Here is a 24,249-nt window from a genome sequence, read left to right as displayed (position 1 = left end):
CTAGATTACTAAGGGTGCACGCACTTCAATCGGTTTCCCTGGTCTCACCCGCCGCCTCAGTGGTGATTTACGCGGTGGTCATCCTCGCCGCGCTCGTCGCCCTCCGGCGGCCGAACAGGAGGACGGTGTGGGCCGCGGTCGGCTCCCTGTCGGTCCTGATCGTGGTGGCCTTTGCGCTGAGCGTGTGGCCCAAACCCTTCCCGGACATTGTTCCCTGGACCATCTACGCCTCGGGCGCGGCCGCGGCTTTCGTCCTCTTTTCCGCGCTGATGCAGCGCGGGCGGCGCATCGTGCTGGCCCTGCTCTCCGTGCCGGCGATCGCCGCAGCCTACCTCGCCGCCAATCTCATCTACCAGCAGTACCCGACCGTCGGCTCCATCAAGCCCGCTCCCGTGGCCACCCCGATGAGCTGGGACGAGTTCAAGGCCACAACGAGCTCGCCCACCCTCGACGGGCGCGAGGTCGGGGCCCTGGTGACCATGCCCGCCGAGCCGATGCGCGACGCGGTCGTCTACGTTCCCCCGGCCTACTGGCACGGCGCGTCCCTGCCCGTGATGGTCATCCTGGCCGGCAACCCGGGCCGGCCCATCGACTGGTTCGTCACCGGCCAGGCAGCCGAGGCGCTCGATGACTTCCAGGCGGGCCACGACGGTGTCGCCCCCCTGGTGATCAGCGCCGACGCCACTGGAACCGAGACCGGCAACCCCGCCTGCGTCGATGGGCCGGAGTACAAGGTGCAGACGTACCTGAGCAAGGAGATCCCCGAGAAGCTGCACCACAACTTCCGGGTCGAGCCCGACCAGAAGAAGTGGACCATCGCCGGGCTGAGCTACGGCGGCACCTGCTCGCTGCAGATCGTGACCAACAGCCCGCAGTCCTACGGCACCTTCCTGGACTTCTCCGGCGAGCCCGAGCCGACGCTCGGCAACCACCAGCAGACGGTGGACAAGCTTTTCGACGGCAACGAGGACGCGTTCCAGGCCGTCAACCCCGCCACGCTGTTGAGCGACGCCGCCGGCACCCCGAAATACGAGGGCATCGCCGGGCGGTTCGTCTCCGGCGAGCGCGACTCCACGGCCCGCAACGCGCTGCCGCACCTCAACGACCTCGCCCGCGCCGCAGGAATGGACACCACCTACGACACCCTGCCCGGGGCACACAGCTACGCGGTGTGGCGCGTGGCTTTCCGGCAGAACCTCGACTTCGCCGCCGAAAGGGGAGGCATCAAGTGACCGCCGTGAAAACCGTCCTCCGCACCGTCCCGGTGACGCTCGCCCTCGTGGTCCTCATGTGGATCCTCTTCGTCGCGTACCGCGGGGACGCACCCGCTGTGCTCGGTTACCACCTGCCGGATGACACCACCCTGTGGCACGTGGGCAGCTCCGGTCTTACCGGCGGTCACGTCGTGGCAATGGTCTACCTCACCGCCGCGGCGCTGCTCTTCGCCCTGCCCGCCGAGTACACCCTCGGTTCGCGCCGCTTCGCCGTCGCGGCGGTCGCCATCCAGGCCGTTGCCGTGCCGGCCGGTCTGCTCGCCGCCGCCGCGGTGGAGGAGGCGGGCTTCAACCACTGGGGCAGCGACCTCACCCACGAGACGTTCCTCTCGCCCGTGGCGTGGGTGTTCGGCCCGCTGGCCTTCGCCACCGCGCAGATGGGCGTCATGTGGCGCCGCCGGCTGCGCCTGGTCATGCTGGCGCTCACCGGCACGCTGGTGCTGTACTCGGGCTCGCTCGCCGACGTCGTCGCGCTATTCGCGGTGCTCGTCGGATGGGCGGCGGGTGCGCTGGTGGCGGGCAGCACGGGCACGTCGACGCACATGTCGCTGCGCGAGTCGCGCGTCATCGTCGCCGCCCTCGTCGTCGCCGTCGCCGTGGGCCCCGTCCTCACCGCCCTCAACCCGACCGCCCAGGGACCCTTCGCCGGGGTGAGCCAGTTGATGTGGGAGCCGGCCGTCGCCTCCCACCAGGTGGCGCACTGGTGCCGCGACACGGCCTCGACCGCCTGCCAGGAGGCCATCTCCATCAACCACCAGAAGGGCGTCGGCCCGTTTCTGCTCAACATGGTCCCGATCGCCCTGACGACGGTCCTCGCGCTCGGTCTCGCGCGGGGCCGCCGCCTGGCCTGGGCGCTCTCCGTGGCCGTGACGGTGTGCTCCCTTCTCGCCATCGGCCTGCAGGCGGGCGGGCTGGACGGTAGCGTGACCGCCGGCATCAACCTCGGCATGGTCATCCTCCCCTGGGTGGCTGTGCTCGCCGTGCTGATCGCCACACGCAAGCGCTTCACCCTCCCGTCCGCGTGGCGCCCCGCCGCCGCGGGGGTGGTGGGCGCGCTGGTGCTGACCGCCGCGTTCTGGGTCATTGGGGCCCTGCTTCTGCGCCACGGTTTCCTCACCCCACCCACCCTCGGCGCGGTGCTCACCGAGCTGCCGCGGCGCTACCTGCCCCCGGCGATCTCGGTGCTCCTGCCCTACAACCTGGTGCCGCACTCGGGCGCGGCCTGGGCGCTCTACGAGTGGGTGGGCATCGTTTTCTGGGCGGTCACGCTGGTCATCCTCTACCGCGTCCTGTCCGCCTCGCCGTCCCCGGCGGCGGAGGGGCAGCGCGCCCGCGCCCGGGAGATCCTCAAGTCCGGCACCGGCGACCACCTGGCCTGGATGGGCCTGTGGGACGGTAACCGCTACTTTTTCCACCGCTCGCCGGTCGGGGCCGCGGAGGAGGAGACCGGGGGCGCCGCGCCCGATCTGGACGAGGGCGCCGACGGGTACGTCGCCTACCGCGTCTCCCACAACATCGCGGTCACCGTGGGCGCGCCGGTGTGGGGTGCCTCGTCGACACGCGATGAGGTGGCGGCGGCCTTCGAGGACTTCGCCGCTGCCCAGGGGTGGCGCGTGGCCTGGTACTCCGTGGACGCGGAATTCTCCCGGCCCGGATTCCGCACAATCCACGTTGCGGAGGAATCCCTGCTCTACACCGACAACCTGGAGTTCAAGGGCAAGAAGTTCCAGAACATCCGCACCGCCCGCAACCGCGCCGGCAAGGAGGGGGTCAGCGCCGTGTGGACCTCCTGGGCGGACTGCCCCGTGGAGACGCACGAGAAGATCATCGCGCTGTCCGAGCAGTGGGTGGCGGACAAGGCCCTGCCCGAGATGGGTTTCACCCTCGGCGGGCTCGACGAGCTGCGCGACCCGGACACCAAGCTGCTGCTCGCCATCGACGAGTCCGGCCGACTGCACGGCGTGACCAGCTGGCTGCCCGTCTACGAGTCCGGCCGCCTGGTCGGCTACACCCTCGACTTCATGCGCCGCGACACCTCCGGGTTCCGCCCGGTTATCGAGTTCCTCCTCGCGGAGGCCGCGATCGTCGCGGGCGGGTTCGGCCTGGACTGGGTCTCGCTCTCCGGCGCGCCGCTGGCGCGTTCGGACACGCCCACCTCGCTGGTGGAGGTCCTGCTGGACAAGACCGGGGCGGGCATCGAGCCGCTCTACGGCTTCCGCTCCCTGGCGGCCTCGAAGTACAAGTTCCACCCGACCCACCGCGGCTGGTACCTCGCCTACGACGACGAGATGGCGCTGGTCTCCATCGCGCTGGCGGTGGTGAGCTGCTACCTGCCCAACATGAAGGGCTCCGACATGGCCGCGGTGGCCAGGGAGTTCCTCTCCCGCCGCGCCGAGGCGGAGCAGGAGGCTACTTCTGCGGGGGCTCCGGCGGCGGGTCGTGGCGGGGGGTCGTCGCAAGCTGACGCACCCACTCCTCGCCCCTGAACTGAGCGGGCACGGCGCCCTTGAGCAGCTCGCGGGTGAGGGCCGGGCTCGCCTCGACGGGTTCGTTGGCGCCGATGAGAATGATGTTGCCGTAGCGGCGCCCCTTCAGCATCGGGGGATCGGCGATCACCGCGACGTGCGGCCACACCTCCAGCATCCCGGCGAGCTCCTCGCGCGCCTCGCGCAGGTCCGCGTGGGAGCCGCAGTTGGCCACGTAGATGCCGCGCCCGCTTAACGACGCCCTCGCGGCCGCGTAGAACTCCACCGTTGTCAGCCCCCGCGGGGTAGTGGCTGAGGAGAAGACGTCGCGGATGATCACGTCGCGCGTTGCGGGCTTGAACCCGAAGGTCTCCTCCCGGGCATCACCCACCCGGATCTTCACCGCCGGGGCGCGCGGGATGTCGAAGAGCTCGCGCGCCAGGCGGGCGAGCTCCATGTCGATCTCCACGACGGTGTTGCGGCTGCCGGGCCAGGCGCTGGCGAAGTAGCGCGGCAGCGTGCACGCGGCCCCGCCGAGGTGCGTCAGGCGGGGTTTGTCCCAGCACCGCACGCTGTCCAGGAAGTCGGCTATCCAGCGCATGTACTCGAAGTCGAGGCGTTCCGGCTCGCCCGGCACGATGTGGGAGCTGGGCACGCCGTTGACCAGCAGCACCAGCGAGCCGTCGGGCTCGGTGAGCACCTCCGCAACCCCCGTGTCAATCTCGTGGAACTCGCTTTGTTGGGCCATGGCCAGCGAGAGTACACTTCCGGCCCATGCGTGTTCTTGCGGCGATGAGCGGGGGAGTGGACAGCTCGGTGGCGGCGGCGCGCCTCGTCGAGGCGGGCCACGACGTCGTCGGCGTGCACCTCGCTCTCGCCCGCGACCCCCGGGCCACCCGCGAGTCCGCCCGGGGCTGCTGCTCGCTGGAGGACTCCGCCGACGCGCGCCGGGTGTGCGACAAGCTCGGCATCCCCTTCTACGTCTGGGACTTCTCCGACCGCTTCAAGGAAGAGGTCATCGACAACTTCGTCTGGTCCTACGAGCACGGCGAGACGCCGAACCCGTGCCTGCGCTGCAACGAGAAGATCAAGTTCGCGGCGCTGCTCGACCGAGCCCTCGCCCTCGGCTTCGACGCCGTCGCCACCGGCCACTACGCGGTGGTCGACGGGGAGGGCAACCTCCGCCGCTCCGCCGACCCGTTGAAGGACCAGTCCTACGTCCTCGGAGTGCTCACCCGCGAGGAGCTGGCTCGGTGCATCTTCCCCGTGGGCGACACGGAGAAGCCGCAGATCCGCGAGGAGGCGGCCCGCCACGGCTTTTCGACGGCCTCCAAGCCCGACTCCTACGACATCTGCTTCATCCCGGACGGCAACACCCAGGCCTTCCTCGGCCGCAGCATCGGCGTGCGCCCGGGGGTCATCCGGGATTCCGACGGCACCGCGCTGAAGGAGCACGACGGGGCGTTCCAGTACACGATCGGTCAGCGCCGGGGCCTCAACCTGCGTGTTCCCGCCGCCGACGGCCAGCCGCGCTACGTCACCGCCATCGACGCCGTGACGGGCGAGGTAACCGTGGGCCCGCGTGAGGCGCTGAAGGTGCGGGAGATCCGCGCAGACCGGCTCAAGCTCCTGCACGACGCGATACGCGGCTCCTTCGACGCCCTGGTTCAGGTCCGCGCGCACGGGGGAGTGGTGCCCTGCTCCGCCCGCGTGGAGGGCGACGGGATGACGCTCAGGCTGGGCGAGCCCCTCGAGGGCGTCGCGCCGGGCCAGGCCGCGGTGCTCTACATGCCGGACCCCGACGGGTTGGGTGACGTCGTCCTCGGCTCCGGCACGATCTGTGCGACGGCGTGAGGGGGCGGGTCAGGTGACGGCTTTCGGCCTCGGTGAACTGCCGGGCACCGACTTCGCCCAGGCCGCGGACGTGGTGCTCAGCGAAAGCCCGCTGCCCCACATCCCGCAGCTGCCCGAGCGAGGCATCGGCCACGACCCGGTGGGGCGCACCGCCGCCCTGCTGGACATTCCCGTCGACCGGGGACCCCGCGGGTGGCGTGTCGCTGCCCGCCACCGCGCGGCACGCGACCACATGGCCCGGGACCTCGACGCGCTCGAGGCCGCGTGGGCCCGTCCCCCGGAGCGGGTGAAGGTGCAGCTCGTCGGCCCGTGGACCCTGGCTGCCGAGATCGAGATGGCCAACGGTCACCGCATGATCACGGACGCCGGTGCTCTGCGCGACGTCACCGAGGCGCTATTGGAGGCGGTGGGGCGGCACCGGGAGGACGTCGGCAAGCGCTTCGGCTGCGAGACCGTCCTGCAGCTCGACGAGCTTCGCCTCGGGGACGTGATGGCGGGCGCGCTGAAGGGCACCACCGACTACGAGACGATCCCCGCAGTGCCCGAGCCCGAGGAGCGCCTCGCCGCGTTTGGCCCGCACCTGCTCCACGCCCCCGTGCTGTGCGACGTCCCCTGGGCCACCGTCGACCTCGCTGCCGTGACCACCGCGGGGGCGAAGGACCGCCTGGCGCGGCTGATGGAGAAGGGGACCCGCCTGGCCGTCGCCCCCGTGGAACCCGCCCAGCTATGGCGCCTCTTCGACGAGCTGCAGGTCGACCCGGCCGGGGTGGAGCTCGACGTGTGGGCACGCCCGGCGGAGACGCTGCCCGGCGCCGCGCGCAATTACGCGGCCGCGCGCGAGATGGCGGAGGGGCTGCGCTAACCGGCCCGTCCGGCTAACCGATCATCGGCCAGGAGAGGTTGAAGCCCGACACGTCGCGGCCCTTGCCCTGCAGGTACTTGCGCAGTCCGAGGCCGTGGTTGTAGAACTGCACCGCCTGGTACTCCATCAGCTCTCCCTCGTCCATCTGCGCCAAATCCGGCCACATCGACCGCACCTGCTTCCACGCGATGCGCGCGGCGGCCATCGCGTCGGAGGTCGCCTCGTGGGCGTTGTCCAGGCGGACCCCGTAGCGCTGCGCCATGTCGGTCAGGGTGCGCTTTCGGTTGCGCACGGTGTCGCGGGCGCGGTCGATGACGAGGGGGTCGTAGACCGGCCCGGTGACCGTGAAATCCCCGGTCAGGGCGCGCAGGACGGACAGGTCGTAGGGGGCGTTGAACACGATGAGGGTCAGCCCGTCCTCCCAGCCCCGCTTGATCTTCTCCACGGTCTCGGCGAGCACCTCGTCGTGCGGGCGCCCCTCGGCCCGGGCCTTCTCCGTGCTGATCCCGTGGATGGCGGCGGCGGACTCGGGGATCTCGACGCCCGGGTCGGCGAGCTCCTCCTCGGCGCGGACGTCGCGCCCGTCGATGCGCACGAGCGCCGAGGTCACGATGCGCGCCGTGGCGGGATCCGTCGAGGTGGTCTCGAGATCGAAGGAGAGCATGCGCGAGGCGTCGAAAGTGGCCATGCGACTCACTCTAGTGGGCGGGGACGACACTCAGGCGCGGTAGCTAAGCTTGCATGGCGTGACTGATATTTCCCCCGATCTGCGCCGCCAGTGGGACGACCTCGCCGAAGAGGTGCGCCGCCACCGCGACCTGTACTACAACGGCCAGCCCGTCATCACCGACGGCGAGTTCGACCAGCTCTACCAGCGCCTGGTCAAGCTCGAAGCCGAGCACCCCGAGCTCGCGGTGCCGGAGTCCCCGACGATGCAGGTCGGTGCCCCCACATCCAGCGCCTTCGCTGATGTCACCCACCTTGAGCGGATGATGAGCCTGGACAACGTGTTCTCGGCGGAGGAGCTGCGGGAGTGGCTGGACAAGACCCCGGGGCCCTACCTCACGGAGCTGAAGATCGACGGGTTGTCCATCGACCTGGTGTACGAGAACGGCCGCCTCACCCGCGCGGCGACGCGCGGAGACGGCCGCGTCGGCGAGGACATCACCGACAACGCCCGCGTCATCCCCGACATCCCCCACGAGCTCAGCGGCGACTTCCCCGAGCTGGTGGAGGTCCGCGGTGAGGTGTTCATCCGCCCCGAGGACTTCCCGGAGCTCAACGAGCAGCGCATCCGGGAGGGGGGCAAGCCCTTCGCCAACCCCCGCAACACGGCGGCGGGTGGGCTGCGGCAGAAGAACCCGGAGGATGTAAAGAAGCGCAAGCTGCACATGATCTGCCACGGCATCGGCGCGCGCGAGGGCTTCGCCCCCGCGACGCAGCACGAGGCCTACGAGAAGATGGCCGAGTGGGGCCTTCCCGTATCCACCTACACCCGCCGCGCGGAGACGGCGGAGGAGGTGCAGAAGGCGGTGGACTACTGGGCGGACCACCGCCACGATGCGATCCACGAGATGGACGGACTGGTGGTCAAGGTCGACAGCGTCGCCGAGCAGCGCGCGCTCGGGGCGACCTCGCGGGCGCCGCGCTGGGCAATCGCCTACAAGTACCCGCCGGAGGAGGTCACCACCAAGCTGTTGGACATCCAGGTCTCCGTGGGCCGTACCGGCCGCGCCACGCCCTTCGCCGTGATGGAGCCCGTCGTCGTCTCCGGCTCCACCGTCTCGCTGGCCACTCTGCACAACCAGGAGGAGGTCAAGCGCAAGGGCGTGCTCATCGGCGACACCATCGTGGTGCGCAAGGCCGGCGAGATCATCCCCGAGGTCCTCGGACCCGTCGCGGACTTACGCGACGGCACGGAGCGCGAGTTCGTGTACCCCACGCTGTGCCCGAGCTGCGGCACGCCGCTCGCCCCGGCCCGGGAGGGCGACGCAGACTGGCGCTGCCCCAACACGCGCTCCTGCCCGGCGCAGCTGGCGCAGCGCCTCAAGTACCTCGCCGGCCGCGGCGCCTTCGACATCGAGGCGCTGGGGGAGAAGGGCGCCCAGGACCTCACCGGCACCGGCATCCTCGTCGATGAGGGCGACCTTTTCGGCCTCACCGCCGACGACCTGAAGCGCTCGAGCGTCTACACCACGAAATCGGGCGCCGTGAACGCGAGCGGGAAGAAGCTGCTGGACAACCTGGCCACGGCCAAGAAGACCGACCTGTGGCGCGTGCTCGTCGCGCTCTCCATCCGCCATGTCGGTCCCACCGCCGCACGCGCGCTCGCCGCCCGGTACCGGAGCATGCAGGCGCTTATCGACGCCCCCACGGCCGACCTGGCCGAGACCGACGGCGTGGGCATGATCATCGCCCAATCCTTCAAGGACTGGATCGACGTCGACTGGCACCGCGAGATCGTGCGCAAGTGGGCCGATGCCGGCGTCACCATGAAGGACACCTCCACCGAGGCCGCCCCGCAAACCCTGGCCGGGCTCACCGTGGTGGTCACCGGCACCCTCGAGGGTTACACCCGCGACGAGGCCAAGGAGGCAATCCTCTCCCACGGTGGCAAGGCTGCCGGGTCGGTGTCGAAGAAGACCGACTACGTCGTGGTCGGGGACAACGCCGGTTCCAAGGAGGACAAGGCCCGCGAGCTGGGCGTGCCGATCCTCACTGAGGAGCAGTTCACGGCACTTCTGGCGGAGGGGCCGGCCGAGTAGCAGGAAACTACTTCAACATTGCCCCGATGATCGTCCCCAAATCCGAAATCTGGGTGACCTCGGAGGCGAGGAAGTCGGGCCCGCCGATGCGCCCGATCACCAGCAGCAGGTCGGTCCCCGTCAGGGGGCAGGCGGCGAGGGTGGTGCCCAGGAGCCACCACGGCTCGGGCACCCAGGAGTCCGCCTCCTCGTCGAGGATGCGGGCCCTGTCCACTCCGACGGCTACGGGGGAGGATCCGTCGTCGCCCGGGGCCGCCTGCGAGGCCGCGACGCGGATCAGGCCGTCGCCCGTGTCCCGGAGGACCACGGCCCACGACGACGTCATCGCCTGCGGCATCACCGACACCAGCTCCTCCATCGCGGAGCCGACGTCGCGTGTGCGGGAGGCGATGCGCGCGAGCATCTCGATCTGCCCGCGCCTGTCGACGCGCCCCGTGAACGGCCGGATGCTGTCGACGTCCACCCCGTCGATGCTGGCGGCGGCGGTGATGATGGCGTCGACAAGCGTGCCGGTGGGAAGCTCCACGACCATGTCGTCGGTGACCACACCGTCCGGGGACGTCTGCACGATGTCCACGGAGCGGATATCGGCGTCGATCATGCCGAATGCCTCGGCGAGCTGGCCGAGGCTGCCCGGGACGTCGGGGAGGGTCACGCGGATCAGGTAGGACATGGGACAGTTATATCACCGTCCACGGACACCAAAACCCGGCGCGGCCGATCGTGCCCGCTGAGAGTGCATGTCGGTGGCGTAGGATAGGGTCGTTTTGACGTTCCCAAACCTCAGAGATTGGATTCGCTTTGTCTGAAATTTCCCGCGATGAGGTCTCCCACATCGCCCGGCTCGCCCGCATCAGCATGAGTCAGGAGGAGCTCGACCAGTTCGCCGGCCAGCTCGACACGATCGTCGACGCCGTCTCCAAGGTGCAGAAGGTGGACACCCGGGGTGTGGAGCCGATGAGCCACCCGCACTCCGTGGAGGCCGGGATGCGCCCCGACGTGGAGAAGAAGACGCTCACGCAGGAGCAGGCGCTCGACCAGGCCCCGGCCGTCGACGACGAGCGCTTTGTTGTTCCGCAGATTCTCGGAGAGGGCGAATAACGCATGACCACCTACACCCTGCCCACCGAAGGGCTCACCAGCCTGCCGGCACACGTGCTGGCGGAGAAGATCCAGGCCGGCGAGGTCACCTCGCGCGAGGTGACGCAGGCCTTCCTTGACCGCATCTCCGAAACTGATGCCGAGCTGGGAGCGTTCCTCCACGTCGGCGCCGACGAGGCGCTGGCCGCGGCCGACAAGGTCGACGCCCAGGTGAAGGCGGGGGACCAGCCCGCCTCCCGCCTGGCCGGCGTGCCCCTCGCCCTGAAGGACCTGCTGGTCACCACGGATGCCCCGACCACCGCGGCATCGAAGATTCTCGAGGGTTACAGGAGCCCGTACGACGCCACCGTCGTCAAGCGCCTGCGTGAGGCGGGGATCCCGATCCTGGGCAAGACCAACCTTGACGAGTTCGCAATGGGCTCGTCCACCGAGAACTCCGCCTACGGGAACACGAAGAACCCGCACGACCTCGAGCGCGTGCCCGGTGGGTCGGGCGGCGGTACCGCCGCGGCACTGGCCTCCGGCCAGGCTCCCCTCGGCATCGGCACCGACACCGGCGGATCGATCCGCCAGCCGGCGTCCCTGACGGGCACCGTCGGGGTGAAGCCGACCTACGGGGCGGTCTCGCGCTACGGCGTCATCGCCTGCGCGTCTTCCCTCGACCAGGTCGGGCCCTGCGCCAACAACGTCCTCGACACCGCGCTGCTGCACGAGGTCATCGCCGGCCACGACGAGTTCGACGCCACCTCCGTCGAGCGCGCCGTCGCACCCGTCGTCGCCGCCGCCGAGCAGGGAGCGTCCGGCGACCTGACCGGCGTGCGCATCGGCCGCGTCAGGCAGTTCGACCGCCCCGGCACGCAGGACGGCGTCAACCAGGTGATCGCGGAGTCCTTCGCGCAGCTCGAGCGCCAGGGTGCGGAGATCGTCGAGGTGGACTGCCCGACCTTCGAGGACGTCATGGGGGCCTACTACATCATCCAGATGTCGGAGGTCTCATCCAACCTCGCGCGCTTCGACGGCATGCGCTACGGCATGCGCGTCGGCGACGATGGCACCCACTCCGCCGAGGAGGTCATGGCGATGACCCGCGGTGCCGGTTTCGGTCCGGAGGTCAAGCGCCGCATTCTGCTGGGCACCTACGCGCTCTCCGTCGGCTACTACGACGCCTACTACCTCCAGGCGCAGCGCGTGCGCACCCTCATCGCCGAGGACTTCCGCCGCGCCTTCGAGCGTGTCGACGTCATCGCCGGCCCCGCAGTGCCCCAGACGGCGTTCAAGCTGGGGGAGAAGGTCGACGACCCGCTGGCGATGTACAACTTCGACCTGTTCACCCTGCCGCTCAACCTGGCCGGCCTGCCCGGCATGTCGGTCCCTGCGGGCAACGCGCCCGACTCCGGCCTCCCGGTGGGGCTGCAGCTCATCGCACCGGCCTTCGAGGACGACCGGCTGTACCGCGTCGGAGCGGCCTTCGAGGCGGGGCGCTAAGTACCCCGGGTTGCGCCGCGTGGGCGCCGGGGCCGGCTCCGCGCCCCCGGGGCAAACCCGCTAGGGTTGTGCGTATGCGACTTGCGACACTCACCTCCGGCGGAGACTGCCCCGGCCTGAACGCCGTCATCCGCGGGATCGTACGCACCGCCAGCGCCGAATACGGCTCCACCGTGGTCGGGTACCGCGACGGATGGGTCGGCCTGATGGAGGACCGTCGTGTCGACCTCTACGACGACGCCTTCATCGACTCCATCCTCCTTCGCGGCGGCACCATCCTGGGCACCGGGCGCCTCCATCCGGACAAGTTCAAGGCCGGGCTGGACACGATCAAGGCCAACCTCGACGACGCGGGTGTCGACGCCCTCATCGCCATCGGCGGCGAGGGCACCCTCAAGGGCGCGAAGTGGCTCTCCGACAACGGCATCCCCGTCGTCGGCGTGCCCAAGACGATCGACAACGACGTCGATGCCACCGACTACACCTTCGGATTCGACACCGCGGTCTCCGTGGCCACCGACGCCATCGACAGGCTCCACACCACCGCCGAGTCCCACAACCGCATCCTCATCGTGGAGGTCATGGGCCGCCACGTCGGCTGGATCGCGCTGCACGCCGGCATGGCTGGGGGAGCGCACTACACCGTCATCCCCGAGGAGCCCTTCGACATCGCGGACATCTGCAAGGCCATGGAGCGGCGCTTCCAGATGGGTGAGAAGTACGGCATCATCGTCGTCGCCGAGGGTGCGACGCCCAGGGAGGGCACGATGGACGCCGGCCTCGGTGCGGAGGACGAGTTCGGCCACGTCACCTTCACCGGCATGGGCCACATCGTCGCCGAAGAGATCAAGAAGCGTCTCGGCTACGACGTGCGCACCACCGTCCTCGGTCACATCCAGCGCGGCGGAACACCGACCGCCTACGACCGCGTCCTGGCCACCCGCTACGGCGTGCGCGCCGCCCGCGCCGCCCACGAGGGCGCCTTCGGCTCCTGCGTCGCACTGCGCGGCGAGGACATCGAGATGGTGAGCCTCGACAAAGCCGTCGCCCACCTCAAGTCCGTCCCGCAGCGCCGCTACGACACCGCCAAGATCATGTTCGGCTAGATGCACGACATCAACCTCGAGCACGCCCGGCTCTGGGTCGTCGGCATCAACCCCGGCGCCCGCAGCGAGCTTGTCGACGCCCCCTTCGCCCACCCGGGAAACCGCTTCTGGCCCGCCCTTTTCCAGGCGGGCATGACCCCCTACCTCGTCGATCCCCGCAACGGGCTGAGCGGGGCGGACCGCGCGATGCTCGAGGAACGGGGCCTCGGCTTCACCAACCTCGTTCCCCGCATGACCCCGCGCGCCTCGGAACTCAGCCGCGAGGAGTACCTCGCGGGTGCCGAGCGCCTCGAATCCCTCGCGCGGGCGCACCATCCCCGCACCATCATGATCGCGGGCATCGGCGCCTACCGCACCGCCTTCCGCCAGCCCCGCGCTGCCAGGGGCCTGCAGCCCGAGACTCTTGCCGGGGTGCCCGTGTGGGTGGTGGGCAACCCCTCCGGCCTCAACGCGCACGAGACCGTCGCCACCCTGGCCACCTCCTACCGCGAGGCGTGGCTCGCGTAATATGCCGGGGCATGGATAATACTCACGCCCCCGAAAATACGCGGCGGGAGGAGCGCTCCGCCTACGTCGCAACCCTGGGCTTTCCCCTCCTCGTCATAGCCGGCGGTCTCCTGGGATACTTCGCTCCGGGCGTCGTCAAGCCCATCTCCGGCCTCTCCACGTGGCTCCTCGGCATCGTCATGCTCGGGATGGGCCTCACGCTCCGCCCCGGCGACTTCGCGCTCGTGGCGCGGCGGCCCCTGCCGGTGCTGATCGGTGTGGCGGCGCAGTTCGTGATCATGCCCGCAGCCGCGGTGCTTGTCACCCATCTCCTGCGGCTGCCCCCGGAGCTGGCGGCCGGGGTCATCCTCGTCGGTTGCGCGCCCGGTGGTACCGCCTCGAACGTGGTCGCCTACCTCGCGCGCGGTGACGTCGCCCTCTCCGTGACCATGACCTCCATCTCCACCCTTCTCGCGCCCCTGCTCACCCCGCTCCTCACGCAGTGGCTCGCTGGCCAGCACATGCCCGTCAGCGCCTCCGCCATGGGCCTGTCGATCCTCAAGATGGTGCTCCTTCCGGTCGTCCTGGGCGTCGTCCTGCGCCTCGCAGCACCCCGCCTCGTCGCGGCGCTCCTACCGGCCCTGCCGTGGATCTCGGTCTTCGCGATTGCGCTGATCGTTGCCAACGTGGTTTTCGTCTCCCGCGACAAGATCGTCCAGGCGGGCCTCATCGTGTTCGCCGCGGTGGTCATCCACAACGGTCTCGGGCTCATCCTCGGCTACCTCACGGGCCGCGCCACCCGCCAGCCCGAGGCGGTCTCGCGCACGATGGCGATCGAGGTCGGCATGCAGAACTCCGGCCTCGCCGCGACCCTCGCCACCGCGCATCTCAGCCCGCTCGCGGCCCTGCCCGCCGCAGTGTTCTCGGTGTGGCACAACGTCTCCGGCGCTCTCGTCGCCCTGCTCGCGCGCCGCGCCGATAGGGTGAACGCATGAATGACACCATGGAAATCGCCGGCGTCCGCCTCGAGCCGCTGAGCCCCTCGCATATCGACGACCTCTCCAACGCCGTCGGCAACCTCAGCGACACCTGGTACGTCGACCACGTTCCGACCCCCGCCGGCGTCGCAGCCCAGGTCGACTTCCTGCGATCCAGCGACAACTACATCCCCTGGGCCGTCATCGACCTGGCCACCCGCCGTGCCCTCGGCGTGACCTGCATGTACAACCTGGACGACCACAACAAGCACTGCGAACTGGGCTACACCTGGCTCGGCGCCGCAGCCCAGGGGACCCACATCAACGCGGCGCTGAAATACCTCATGCTCACGCGCGCCTTCGACGACCTGGGCCTCATGCGCGCCGAGTTCCGCTGCCACTCCATGAATCTGCAGTCCCGCCGCGCGCTCGAGAAGCTGGGCGCGAAGTTCGAGGGTGAGCTGCGCCGGCACCGGATCATGGACGACGGCACCGTCCGCGACTCCTGCATTTACTCGATCCTGGATTACGAGTGGCCCACAGTGCGCCGCGGGCTGGAGGCGCGCCTGGCGCGGGTGTGAGGATGGGGTGCTGGGGTGCTGGGGTGCTGGCGTGCTGGGGTGCTGGGGTGCTGGACGACCGCATCGTAACCGCGCTCCTGAACCCGCAGCGCGTACGGAGCGCCCAGGCGGTGTGGTCGTCCGGGCGCTTGGGTGGGACGCCGGGCAGGGGAGCGACTTGGGGCCCGCCGCAGTTCCCGGGTGGACATGATGCGGGCCGGACGACCGCAACGCGCGGGTCTGGCAACACCCCCAGCTCGTGTCGACCTCCAAGGCGATGTGGTCGTCCAGGGGAACGGCGGGGGAGCCCGGGGAGAGTCTCAGAGCGCCCAGTGTTCCCGGGGTGCTCGAGGGGTCGTCGTGAGGCGAGCTCTCGACGACCGCAACGCAAAAGCGGCCCAAAAGCTCCGGGTAGGAAGCCGGTCGAAGCAGATGCGGTCGTCCGGCACCCATGTCACCCCTGTGGATAAATCCCCCGGTCACGGAGTTATCCACAGGCCGCCCCGCGCCAGGGCCCGCGTGTCCGGGGCACCTGTTATACACAGTGCATGGGGTACACGGGGGAGCGCGAAATTGCGCTGATCAGGAGCTTGTACGGGCACCGGCGCACGGCCGTGCTCACTGGGCCCGCGGCGCTGCGAGTGCTGGGAATCAAGACGCTGGACTGGGTCAAGAAGATAGACCTTGTCCTGCTGGGGCGGACACGCGCCAAGGGTCGCGGGCGGTGGCGCCCCGGCTTCGTCTACCACAGCGGCCGTCTCGACGAATCCCACATCGTCCGCAATCACGGCATCACCATGACCTCGCTGATCATGGCGCTCTTCGACACCTACCGCTACCACGGCCGCCTCCCCGCCCTTGTCTCGATCGAGTCCGCTCTCCAGCGCCCTGACGTCTCCAAGGAGCTCCTGCGCAGCTGGGCGCGTGACCTCCCGCAGTCGCAGGGCGTGCGCGGCTTCCGCCGCCTGATCGACTACGCCGCCGAGGGCAGCGAAAGCCCCCTCGAAACCCTGGGCCGCGATGCCATCCTGAGCGCCGGGCTCCCCGGCGTGCACACCATCCGCCAGCAGGTGCCCTTCATCTACCACGACTCCTGGGGAATGCGCCGCAACGGCAGGTCGGACCTGGTCATCAACGACTGCATCGTCATCGAGTGGGACGGCCGCAGCAAATCCCTCGATAACTGGGACGTGGTCACCCACGAGGAACGCATCCGGGAGCGCTGGCTCATGAACGGCAGGCAACTGCTCATCCGGGCGGAGTGGGAGGACGTCAAGAACGGCTCCATTGTCGGCATGGTCGCGGCCGCGCTCGAGCTCACGGGGTTCACGTAACCACCGCTTCACGACGCCCACCCCAACCCGCCCCACACCTTTCCCGCACATCCCCGCCTTAGTGCCCCTGCACTCCCGCCCGCGCGCTACGCTCCCGGGCCCCGGCGGGTCGTTTGCGCGCCGACACCCGGTTGCGCTGGGCACTGGTCTGCCACTCGGCTCCCCGCGCAGCCCGTGCCACGCCTTGCGGGAGTAACCTGGACGACCACTTTGCCCCATCCGGGGAATACCCCCAGGTGGGCGGTTACGCATGTGACCCGAAAGCGTTGCGGTCGACCCGGCCGCAGAATCCGGCCGACCGCGGTGCAGCCCGCGCCTGCCACACCCGCCCCGCGCCTGCCGCGCCCCGCCGCACCCGCCCCGGACGACCACTCCGCGATGGCGGCAGCAAAGGACCAGGTCACCCGCAACCAATGGGACAAAAATCCAAAGCGGTCGTCCAACCCGCCCCGTCTCTCGCGCACCCGCCAAACCCCACGCGCCGTCCAGGCGGCGCGGCGAACTACACTGATGCGCATGACTGCCTACGACCTGATGGATTACGACGAGGTACTGGAGAAATACGACCCCGTGATGGGTCTGGAGGTGCACGTCGAGCTGGGGACGGAAACCAAGATGTTTTCCTCGTCCTCCGCACACTTCGGCGCGGAACCGAACACCAACATCGACCCCGTTTCGCTGGGGCTGCCGGGTGCCCTCCCGGTGGTCAACGCGAAGGGTGTCGAGTGGGCGATCAAGATCGGCCTTGCGCTCAACTGCTCCATCGCGGAGCGCTCCCGCTTCGCGCGCAAGAACTACTTCTACCCGGATCAGCCGAAGAACTACCAGATTTCGCAGTACGACGAGCCCATCGCCTACGACGGATACCTCGACGTTGTCCTCGAGGACGGCACCGAATGGCGCGTGGAGATCGAGCGCGCGCACATGGAGGAGGACACGGGCAAGCTGACGCACCTCGGGTCGTCGTCGGGGCGCATCTCCGGGGCCACCGCCTCCCTGGTGGACTGCAACAGGGCCGGCGTGCCACTGATCGAGATCGTCACCAAGCCGATCATCGGGGCCGGAGAGCGCGCGCCCGAGGTGGCCAAGGCGTATGTAGGCGCGCTGCGCGAGCTGGTCAAGGCCCTCGGTGTCTCCGACGCCCGCATGGACCAGGGCTCGATGCGCTGTGACGCGAACGTGTCCCTGCGCCCGATCGGACGGGAGAAGTTCGGCACGCGCACGGAGACAAAGAACATCAACTCGCTGAAGTCGGTGGAGCAGGCGGTGCGTTTCGAAATGATGCGCCAAGCGCGCGCGCTGGAAAACGGCGAGGAAATCGTGCAGGAAACCCGCCACTACCAGGAGAAGGACGGGTCGACCTCGAAGGGCCGCCCGAAGGAGGAGGCCAGCGACTACCGCTACTTCAACGATCCCGACCTGCCGCCGGTGATCGCGAAGCCGGAGTGGGTGGAGGAGATCCGTCAGACCCTCCCGGAGCTTCCGTGGGTCCGCCGCGCCCGCATCCAGGAGGAGTGGAAGCTGCCGGAGAACGAGTTCCGTGACCTCGTCAACGCCGGCGCACTCGACCTCGTGGTTGATACCGTCGAGGCTGGCACGACCCCGGACGAGGCGCGCGCCTGGTGGGTGTCGTACATCATGTCCAAGGCGAACGAGCTGGGCAAGGACCTCGATGCCGTGGGCGTCGAGCCGAAGGATGTCGCCCGGGTGGTGGAGCTCGTCAAGGAGGGCTCCCTGACCACCAAGCTGGGCCGCCAGGCCATCGACGGCGTCATCGCCGGGGAAGGCAGCGTCGACGAGGTCGTCCAGGCCCGCGGGTTGCAGGTCGTGCGCGATGACGGGGCGATTGAGAAGGCTGTCGACGAGGCGCTGGCGGCCAACCCGGATATCGTCGAGAAGTACCGTGCGGGCAACAAGAAGGTCACCGGCGCGATCGTGGGTGCGGTGATGAAGGCGACGCAGGGCAAGGCGGACCCGGGTCAGGTGAACAAGCTCATCGCCGAGAAGCTGGCCTAGATACCGGCATAGAAAAAGGGCCGTCCCCCGCAGCGGGGGCGGCCCTTCTCCTTACTTCTCCTCCGGCTTGACCGCGGGGAAGGAACCGGTCTCGTACATCTCCTCGTACGCCTTCCAGTTGATCGGCGCCTCCTCGCTCGGTGGCTCCGGGGCGCCCTCGTATTCATCGGCCTCGGGGTCGAGCGCCGGGGTCTCCTCCAGGGAGAACTCGCTCTCCGGGTCGGCATCGAGGTCCGCGGCGACCTCCTCCTGCACGGACTGCCAGAGGTGGGTCTCGTCGACGTGCGACTCCACCACGAGCTCCTCCACCTCGTCGCGAAGCTCGGGCGTGAGCTCCTCGGCGGGGTCGAGGGCGGCCTCGGCGAGCTCGGCGAGGCGCTCGCGGCGGCGCGTCTCCCCGCGGATGCGTACGCGGCCCTGGAACCAGGAGCCGACCATAACGACGATCAGCGCCATGCCCAGGTAACCCAGGACGGGGTAGACCCAGCCGATGAGGCTGGCGAAGCCGATGAAGGACAGGGCGAAGCCGACGAGCACCACGGTGAAGTAGACGGGACGGAAGCGCTCCGGGTTCGAGTGCGTCAGACGGCGCGCCATGGCGTAGAACATGCCGACGGCGGTGTTGTACACCATCAGGTAAATCACGATCGCGACGACGATGCCGACTGCGGGGTGCATGTTGTCGAAGACCTTGAGCAGCGGGAAGTCAGCCCCGTAAACGCCCTCCATGTTCATGAAGATGATGAACACGAGGGTGACCAGCAGGGTGGCGAAGAGCATGCCGCCGACGAGCCCGCCTACACCCGCCTCGCGCGGGTTGAGCTGCGAGCCCGCGATGACGAGGATCATCGAGACGGCCATGATGATGCACAGCGAGGCGTAGTTCAGCGCGGAGAGCAGCCAGTTGTTGAACACGCCCCCGGCCGGGGTGTTCTGCATGGCCAGCTCGTTGAGCCCGCCGATGTTGTCGGGCATGTGCAGGATGGTCACCACCAGCGCGCCGAGCACCGAGAGGATGAGGAAGGGCGTGATGATGGAGATCACGTTCGTAAGCTTGTCGACGTCCAACAGGCCCGACAGGAGCAGCAACACCGTCATGATGACCGCGCCGACCCAGGTGGGGAAGCCGAACTGCTGTTCCAGGTTGGACCCGGCGCCGGCGATCATCACGAAGCCGATCGAGAACAGCGTGAGCATCGTCGCCACGTCCATGAAGGTGGAGACGATGGGGCTGGAGACGCGGCGGAACACCGCGCTGTGGTCGTCCGCGAGGTAGTAGGAGCCCAGCTGGAACAGGGAGGCGCCGACGATGACGATGATGATGCCGGCGATGATGGCCCCGACGATGCCCCAGTAACCGTACGCGAGGAAGTACTGGATGGTTTCCTGCCCCGAGGCGAAACCGGCGCCGACCAGAAGGCCGACAAAGGCGAGGGCGACCGTTAGGGATTTTCTCATATCACGTCCTGTGTAGGTCCGAAAAGCAACGGTTGTAGAGAATAACAAAACCCTGCCGTATCTGTGAGCGCGCTTATCAACGCCCCTCCCATGCCTCCGGGTTCTTCACCTCCTCGCCCGGCCGCACCGGCTCCGGGAGGCTCACCCCCGGCGCGAAAGGGGAGCCGCCGAGGCGGCCGCGGCCGTGGTCGTCGGCAAGCCACGACATGTCGGGGCCGACGGGCACGATCTGCGAGGGGTTGATCTCCTGGTGGGTGACGTAATAGTGCTGCTTGATCTCGGTGAAGTCGGTAGTGTCGCCGAAGCCGGGGAGCTGATAGAGCTCGCGGAGATATCCGGCGAGGTTGGGCATCTGCGCGATGCGGTTGCGGGAGGCCTTGAAGTGGCCCACGTAGACGGGGTCGAAGCGGACGAGGGTGGGGTAGAGGTAGATGTCGGCGAGGGTGATGTGCTCGCCGACGAGGTAGCGGCGCGAGGAGAGGCGCCGCTCGAGCCAGTCGAGCGTGTCCCACAGGCGCGCGTAGGCGTCCTCGTAGGCGGACTGGTCCCGGGTGAAGCCGCAGCGGTAGACGCCGTTGTTCACGTCCTCGTACACGCGCTGAGCGACGCGGTCGATCTCGGGGCGGAGCTCCTCCGGGTAGAGGTCGGGCGCACCGGGGCGGTGGAAGGCGCGCCACTCGTTGTTGAAGTCGACGGGAATCGTGGCGAAGGAGTTGGTCACCACGCGCGAGTCGGCCCCGGCGACCTCGACGACCGCCGGGACGGTGATTCCCCGCGCGTAGCCGGGGAAGCGGTTCTCGTAGGCGTCCTTCAGGCGGTGCAGCCCCGTGGCGGGGTCGACGCCGCCGGGGTCGAGGCTGAAGACCCAGGAGTCCGCGTCGTGGGTGGGCCCGGCCAGCCCGAGGGAGATCGCGTCCTCGAGGCCCAAGAGGCGCCGGGTGATCACCGCCCGGTGGGCCCACGGGCAGGCCCGGGCGGCCATCAGCCGGTAGCGGTGGGGCTCGACGGGCCAGAGGGAGGTGGCGTCGTCAAGCTGGCGCGGCGGGGAACCGGGGGCGACGGAGGCGACGATCCTGTCCTCGATGTAGGTGGTGTCGCGCTCGAATGCGCCCTCGGGGGCGGCGTTGCGGGCGGGGTTGGGTGTGTTCATGGTTCCAGGATGGTCGGACATCGGTGAAGTGTCAACAAAAAACTTGGGGCCACGCCGGGCGCGCTCACCGCGTGGGCTGCCGACCTCGCATAGATTCAACAGCATGTTCAGCAAAAATAGGCGAGACGTAACCCCCGACGACTTCGACGGCCTCGACGGCGTCCCCACCTACACCTCCGGCGACTCCTCCGGGAGCAGCAAGGTTACCGGCGCGGGCCCCACCCCCGACATTTACCAGCGCACCGGCAAAGCCGCCCCGACCGAGGTTTTCCCGGCCAGCGCGGGTACGCGCGCGGACCAGGAGCAGCGCACCGAATACATCGACACGCGCGCCCAGTCTGCGCGCACCCCGGACGACCGCAACGAAACCGTCGCCCTCGACCGCACCGTGACCAGCGCTTCCGCGGCCCCCGAACCCTCCCGGAACGATGCGGTCGTCCGCGAGGCCGCCCCCGCACCCGTCCGCGAGGCCGCCCCCGTCCCGGAGACGACCCACGAGACCGTCTACGCGACCACCACCTACGAACCGGTCAGCGCGGAGCCGGAGTCGTACCCGGCGGAACCCGTGGCCGTCGCCGAACCGCGTGCCCGCCGGGGCACCATCGACTTCGGCCTGCTGCTCCTGCGCCTGGTCACGGGGGGTTACCTCATCCTCGACGCCGTGAAGACCTTCTTCCGCCTCGGCAACTCCGACGGCATCACCGGGCTGGAGGACGCGTTCTCTGGCTACACGTACGGCGACGTCCTCGCGGTCGTCCTGCCCACCCTGGAGCTTGCCGCCGGCGTCTTCCTGGTCCTGGGGCTGCTCAGCCCGGTCGCCGCGATGGTGGCCGTCGCCGCCACCGGTTTCAACGCCGCGCACGCCGTCGCCGCGTCCGGCACCGGTGCGAACGCCCTGCAGTGGGACGCCTCCGTGTGGCTGCCGGTCCTGCTCTTCGGTGCGAGCCTGGCGCTGCAGTTCACCGGCCCGGGCTTCTACGCCGTCGACGCGGGCCGCAGCTGGGCGCGCCGCCCGCTGGCCAGCTCGTGGATCTTCGCCGTCCTCGGCATCGCGGCCGCCGCGCTGATGTGGTGGTTCGGCACGGGCGTCAACCCCTTCGCCTAAGGCCCCGCGCAGCACAAAGGCCACCCCGCCCGGGGTGGCCTTTTTCGTGCGCGAATGGGGGCGTCGTAAAGCGCGGAGCTAATCGACGACCCTGACGGCGCCCTTGTCCGCGCTCGTCGCCATCCTGGCGTAGGCGCGCAGAGCCTTGGACACCGTGCGGGTGCGGTTCGGGGTCCACGGGTGCTCGCTGGCCTCCATGGCGGCGCGCCGGCGCTCGATCTCCGCGTCGTCGACGTCGAGGCGCAGCTCGCGGCGGGAGACGGAAATGGAGATGGTGTCGCCGTTCTCGATGAGCCCGATGAGCCCGCCGTGGGCCGCCTCGGGCGAGATGTGGCCGATGGAGAGCCCGGAGGTGCCGCCGGAGAAGCGCCCGTCGGTGATCAGCGCGCACTTCTTGCCCAGGCCGGCACCCTTGAGGAAGGACGTGGGGTGGAGCATCTCCTGCATGCCCGGGCCGCCGGCGGGCCCCTCGTAGCGGATCACCACGACCTCACCCTCCTGCACGTCGCGGGCCAGGATGGTGGAGACGGCCTGCTCCTGTGAGTCCACCACGCGGGCGGGCCCGGAGAACTCCCACAGGCCCTCCTCGACGCCGGCGGTCTTGAGAATCGCCCCGTCGGGCGCGAGGTTGCCGCGCAGGACCACGAGGCCGCCGTCCGAGGTGAAGGGGTGGTCGACATCGTGGATCACACCGTTGGCCGCGTCGGTGTCCAGCGACTCCCAACGCGCGGACTGGGAGAACGCCTTGGTGGTCCGCTGCCCGCCCGGGGCCGCGTGGTAGAGCTCCACGGCCCGGTCGAGCGGGTTCTCGGCACGGATGTCCCAGTCGGCGAGCCACTCGTCCAGCGAAGGGTAGGCAACCGAGTGCACGTCCTTGTTCAGTAGGCCGGCGCGGTTGAGCTCGCCGAGGATGGCGGGGATGCCGCCGGCGCGGTGCACGTCCTCCACGTGGGCCTCACCGTTGGGGGCCACCTTGGACAGGCAGGGGATCTGGTGGGACAGCTCGTCGATGTCCCCGAGGTCGAAGTCCACCTCGCCCTCCTGGGCCGCGGCAAGAATGTGCAGGATCGTGTTGGTCGACCCGCCCATCGCCATGTCCAGCGCCATCGCGTTGCGGAACGCCTCGGGGGTGGCGATGCTGCGCGGCAGCGCGGATTCGTCGCCCTCGCCGTAGTAGCGCTCGCACAGCTTGACGACGGCCCGCCCGGCCTCCTCGAACAACTCCCGGCGCGCGGTGTGCGTGGCCAGCGTGGTGCCGTTGCCCGGCAGGGAGAGCCCGAGCGCCTCGGTGAGGCAGTTCATCGAGTTGGCCGTGAACATGCCGGAGCACGAGCCGCAGGTGGGGCAGGCGTTGTTGGCGATCTCATCGAGCTGCGCGTCGGAGACGCTCTCGTCGGCGGAGAGCGAGATGGCGTCGATGAGGTCGGACTTGGGCTTGGTCACGCCGTCGACGGAGATCGCCTTGCCCGCCTCCATCGGCCCGCCGGAGACGAAGACGGCCGGGATGTTCAGGCGCATCGCGGCGTTGAGCATGCCCGGGGTGATTTTGTCGCAGTTGGAGATGCAGACCATGGCGTCGACGGTGTGGGCGTTGACCATGTACTCCACCGAATCGGAGATGATCTCGCGGGAGGGCAGGGAGTAGAGCATGCCCGAGTGACCCATGGCGATGCCGTCGTCGACGGCGATGGTGTTGAACTCCTTGGNNGCACGAACTGGGTGTAGGAGTTCACGATGGCCACGATCGGCTTGCCGAATTCGTTTTCCTGGGTGCCGGTGGCGCGCCACAGCGCGCGGGCTCCGGCGGCCTGCCGGCCGACGGTGGTGACTCGTGAGCGAAGGGGGATCACGGCCTGCTCCTTAGGGTTGGGACTGGGGGTTTGAGGTTTCGGCGTGGGGTTCCACCGGGCGCGGGCCCGGCAGGTCGGGGTGTTCGCGCAGGTACGCGTCGTACTCCTCGCGGTCGAGAAGTACCTTACGCCCGGCGCGGTCGATGATTTCGTACTTCCCGTTCACGGCTTCGGCGGTCTCGGTGATCACGTCGGTGATGCGCCCGCGCGATGCCTCGGACAGCTCGGGCAGGGAATTGAAGGTCACGCCCGGCATGGCGTACTCCGCGCCATCGGTGGTGGCGGCGAGGGCCCTGGCACCCCTGAAGCTGATGCCGGACAGCTCGTCCCAGGCGATGGCCCTGTTGGGCTTGACCAGGTAGCGCAGGGAGATCCCGCGCTCGTCGACGGTGGTGGAGGTG

The 24,249-nt window shown here is 69.3% G+C and carries 20 protein-coding genes and 1 pseudogene; 14 read left to right on the top strand and 7 right to left on the bottom strand.

Going from position 1 to position 24,249, the window contains the following annotated elements:
- Window positions 1-14: 14 nt before the first annotated feature.
- Together B3611_RS04260 and B3611_RS04255 are read left to right on the top strand one after the other, a co-directional pair.
- Entirely contained in the window at window positions 15-1,232 is a 1,218-nt protein-coding gene (locus B3611_RS04260; RefSeq protein WP_291313842.1) for an alpha/beta hydrolase, read from the top strand.
- Window positions 1,229-3,760: a bifunctional lysylphosphatidylglycerol flippase/synthetase MprF gene (locus B3611_RS04255; RefSeq protein ID WP_291313841.1), complete on the top strand. Its 2,532-nt coding sequence runs from the start codon at window positions 1,229-1,231 to the stop codon at window positions 3,758-3,760. Before B3611_RS04260 ends, B3611_RS04255 begins: the two co-directional genes overlap by 4 nt.
- On the opposite strand, the gene B3611_RS04250 is transcribed toward B3611_RS04255, so the two are convergent.
- Window positions 3,684-4,487, bottom strand: coding sequence for a spermidine synthase (locus B3611_RS04250; RefSeq protein WP_291313840.1), 804 nt, complete (start codon window positions 4,485-4,487; stop codon window positions 3,684-3,686). The two genes, B3611_RS04255 and B3611_RS04250, sit on opposite strands and share 77 nt — an antisense overlap.
- Window positions 4,488-4,513: 26 nt before the next feature.
- Here B3611_RS04250 and mnmA point away from each other — a divergent pair, with 26 nt between their 5' ends.
- Window positions 4,514-5,593 (top strand): tRNA 2-thiouridine(34) synthase MnmA, encoded by a 1,080-nt coding sequence (mnmA, locus tag B3611_RS04245; RefSeq protein WP_291313839.1) that lies wholly within the window; start codon window positions 4,514-4,516, stop codon window positions 5,591-5,593.
- Window positions 5,594-5,606: 13 nt separating this feature from the next.
- Window positions 5,607-6,455: a methionine synthase gene (locus B3611_RS04240; protein WP_291313838.1), complete on the top strand. Its 849-nt coding sequence runs from the start codon at window positions 5,607-5,609 to the stop codon at window positions 6,453-6,455.
- A gap of 13 nt (window positions 6,456-6,468) precedes the next feature.
- On the opposite strand, the gene B3611_RS04235 is transcribed toward B3611_RS04240, so the two are convergent.
- Window positions 6,469-7,143, bottom strand: coding sequence for a 3'-5' exonuclease (locus B3611_RS04235; RefSeq protein WP_291313837.1), 675 nt, complete (start codon window positions 7,141-7,143; stop codon window positions 6,469-6,471).
- A gap of 58 nt (window positions 7,144-7,201) precedes the next feature.
- Here B3611_RS04235 and ligA point away from each other — a divergent pair, with 58 nt between their 5' ends.
- Window positions 7,202-9,220 (top strand): NAD-dependent DNA ligase LigA, encoded by a 2,019-nt coding sequence (gene ligA / locus B3611_RS04230; RefSeq protein ID WP_291313836.1) that lies wholly within the window; start codon window positions 7,202-7,204, stop codon window positions 9,218-9,220.
- Window positions 9,221-9,227: 7 nt separating this feature from the next.
- On the opposite strand, the gene B3611_RS04225 is transcribed toward ligA, so the two are convergent.
- Entirely contained in the window at window positions 9,228-9,893 is a 666-nt protein-coding gene (locus B3611_RS04225) for an amino acid-binding ACT domain protein (RefSeq protein WP_291313835.1), read from the bottom strand.
- Between the two features lie 128 nt (window positions 9,894-10,021).
- Here B3611_RS04225 and gatC point away from each other — a divergent pair, with 128 nt between their 5' ends.
- From gatC to gatB, 8 genes are all read left to right on the top strand, one after another.
- On the top strand, window positions 10,022-10,321 hold the full coding sequence (gene gatC / locus B3611_RS04220) for an Asp-tRNA(Asn)/Glu-tRNA(Gln) amidotransferase subunit GatC (RefSeq protein ID WP_291313834.1): 300 nt from the start codon (window positions 10,022-10,024) through the stop codon (window positions 10,319-10,321).
- A gap of 3 nt (window positions 10,322-10,324) precedes the next feature.
- Window positions 10,325-11,806 carry an Asp-tRNA(Asn)/Glu-tRNA(Gln) amidotransferase subunit GatA gene (gatA, locus tag B3611_RS04215; RefSeq protein WP_291313833.1) on the top strand — a complete coding sequence of 494 codons (1,482 nt, stop codon included), beginning with the start codon at window positions 10,325-10,327 and terminating at the stop codon, window positions 11,804-11,806.
- Between the two features lie 74 nt (window positions 11,807-11,880).
- A complete protein-coding gene (locus B3611_RS04210) occupies window positions 11,881-12,912 on the top strand; it encodes a 6-phosphofructokinase (RefSeq protein ID WP_291313832.1) in 1,032 nt (343 codons plus the stop codon).
- Entirely contained in the window at window positions 12,913-13,419 is a 507-nt protein-coding gene (locus B3611_RS04205) for a mismatch-specific DNA-glycosylase (protein WP_291313831.1), read from the top strand.
- Between the two features lie 11 nt (window positions 13,420-13,430).
- The gene (locus tag B3611_RS04200) at window positions 13,431-14,393 is read left to right on the top strand and encodes a bile acid:sodium symporter family protein (protein ID WP_291313830.1); all 963 of its coding nucleotides are present in this window, start codon (window positions 13,431-13,433) and stop codon (window positions 14,391-14,393) included.
- Complete coding sequence (locus B3611_RS04195; protein WP_291313829.1) at window positions 14,390-14,956, top strand: GNAT family N-acetyltransferase; 567 nt, start codon at window positions 14,390-14,392, stop codon at window positions 14,954-14,956. The genes B3611_RS04200 and B3611_RS04195 overlap by 4 nt, the downstream gene beginning before the upstream one ends.
- A gap of 527 nt (window positions 14,957-15,483) precedes the next feature.
- Window positions 15,484-16,269 (top strand): hypothetical protein, encoded by a 786-nt coding sequence (locus tag B3611_RS04190; RefSeq protein WP_291313828.1) that lies wholly within the window; start codon window positions 15,484-15,486, stop codon window positions 16,267-16,269.
- Window positions 16,270-16,785: 516 nt separating this feature from the next.
- Window positions 16,786-18,285 (top strand): Asp-tRNA(Asn)/Glu-tRNA(Gln) amidotransferase subunit GatB, encoded by a 1,500-nt coding sequence (gatB, locus tag B3611_RS04185; protein WP_291313827.1) that lies wholly within the window; start codon window positions 16,786-16,788, stop codon window positions 18,283-18,285.
- A 51-nt stretch (window positions 18,286-18,336) separates the two neighbouring features.
- Here the strand turns inward: gatB and B3611_RS04180 are convergent, their stop codons facing one another.
- The gene (locus B3611_RS04180; protein WP_291313826.1) at window positions 18,337-19,743 is read right to left on the bottom strand and encodes a hypothetical protein; all 1,407 of its coding nucleotides are present in this window, start codon (window positions 19,741-19,743) and stop codon (window positions 18,337-18,339) included.
- Window positions 19,744-19,819: 76 nt separating this feature from the next.
- On the bottom strand, window positions 19,820-20,893 hold the full coding sequence (locus B3611_RS04175; protein ID WP_291313825.1) for a glutathione S-transferase family protein: 1,074 nt from the start codon (window positions 20,891-20,893) through the stop codon (window positions 19,820-19,822).
- A 103-nt stretch (window positions 20,894-20,996) separates the two neighbouring features.
- Here B3611_RS04175 and B3611_RS04170 point away from each other — a divergent pair, with 103 nt between their 5' ends.
- Window positions 20,997-21,998: a DoxX family protein gene (locus tag B3611_RS04170; RefSeq protein WP_291313824.1), complete on the top strand. Its 1,002-nt coding sequence runs from the start codon at window positions 20,997-20,999 to the stop codon at window positions 21,996-21,998.
- A 78-nt stretch (window positions 21,999-22,076) separates the two neighbouring features.
- Here the strand turns inward: B3611_RS04170 and ilvD are convergent.
- A pseudogene (ilvD, locus tag B3611_RS04165) lies at window positions 22,077-23,848 on the bottom strand (dihydroxy-acid dehydratase).
- 10 nt (window positions 23,849-23,858) lie between these two features.
- The coding region (locus B3611_RS04160; protein ID WP_291313823.1) for a PH domain-containing protein at window positions 23,859-24,249 on the bottom strand (391 nt) is incomplete at its 5' end.

It is taken from the genome of Corynebacterium sp. UBA2622, assembly GCF_002339505.1.
Lineage (GTDB): Bacteria > Actinomycetota > Actinomycetes > Mycobacteriales > Mycobacteriaceae > Corynebacterium.
The sequence above is the reverse complement of the archived record's forward strand: the minus strand, read 5'-3'. Positions and strand labels throughout refer to the sequence as shown.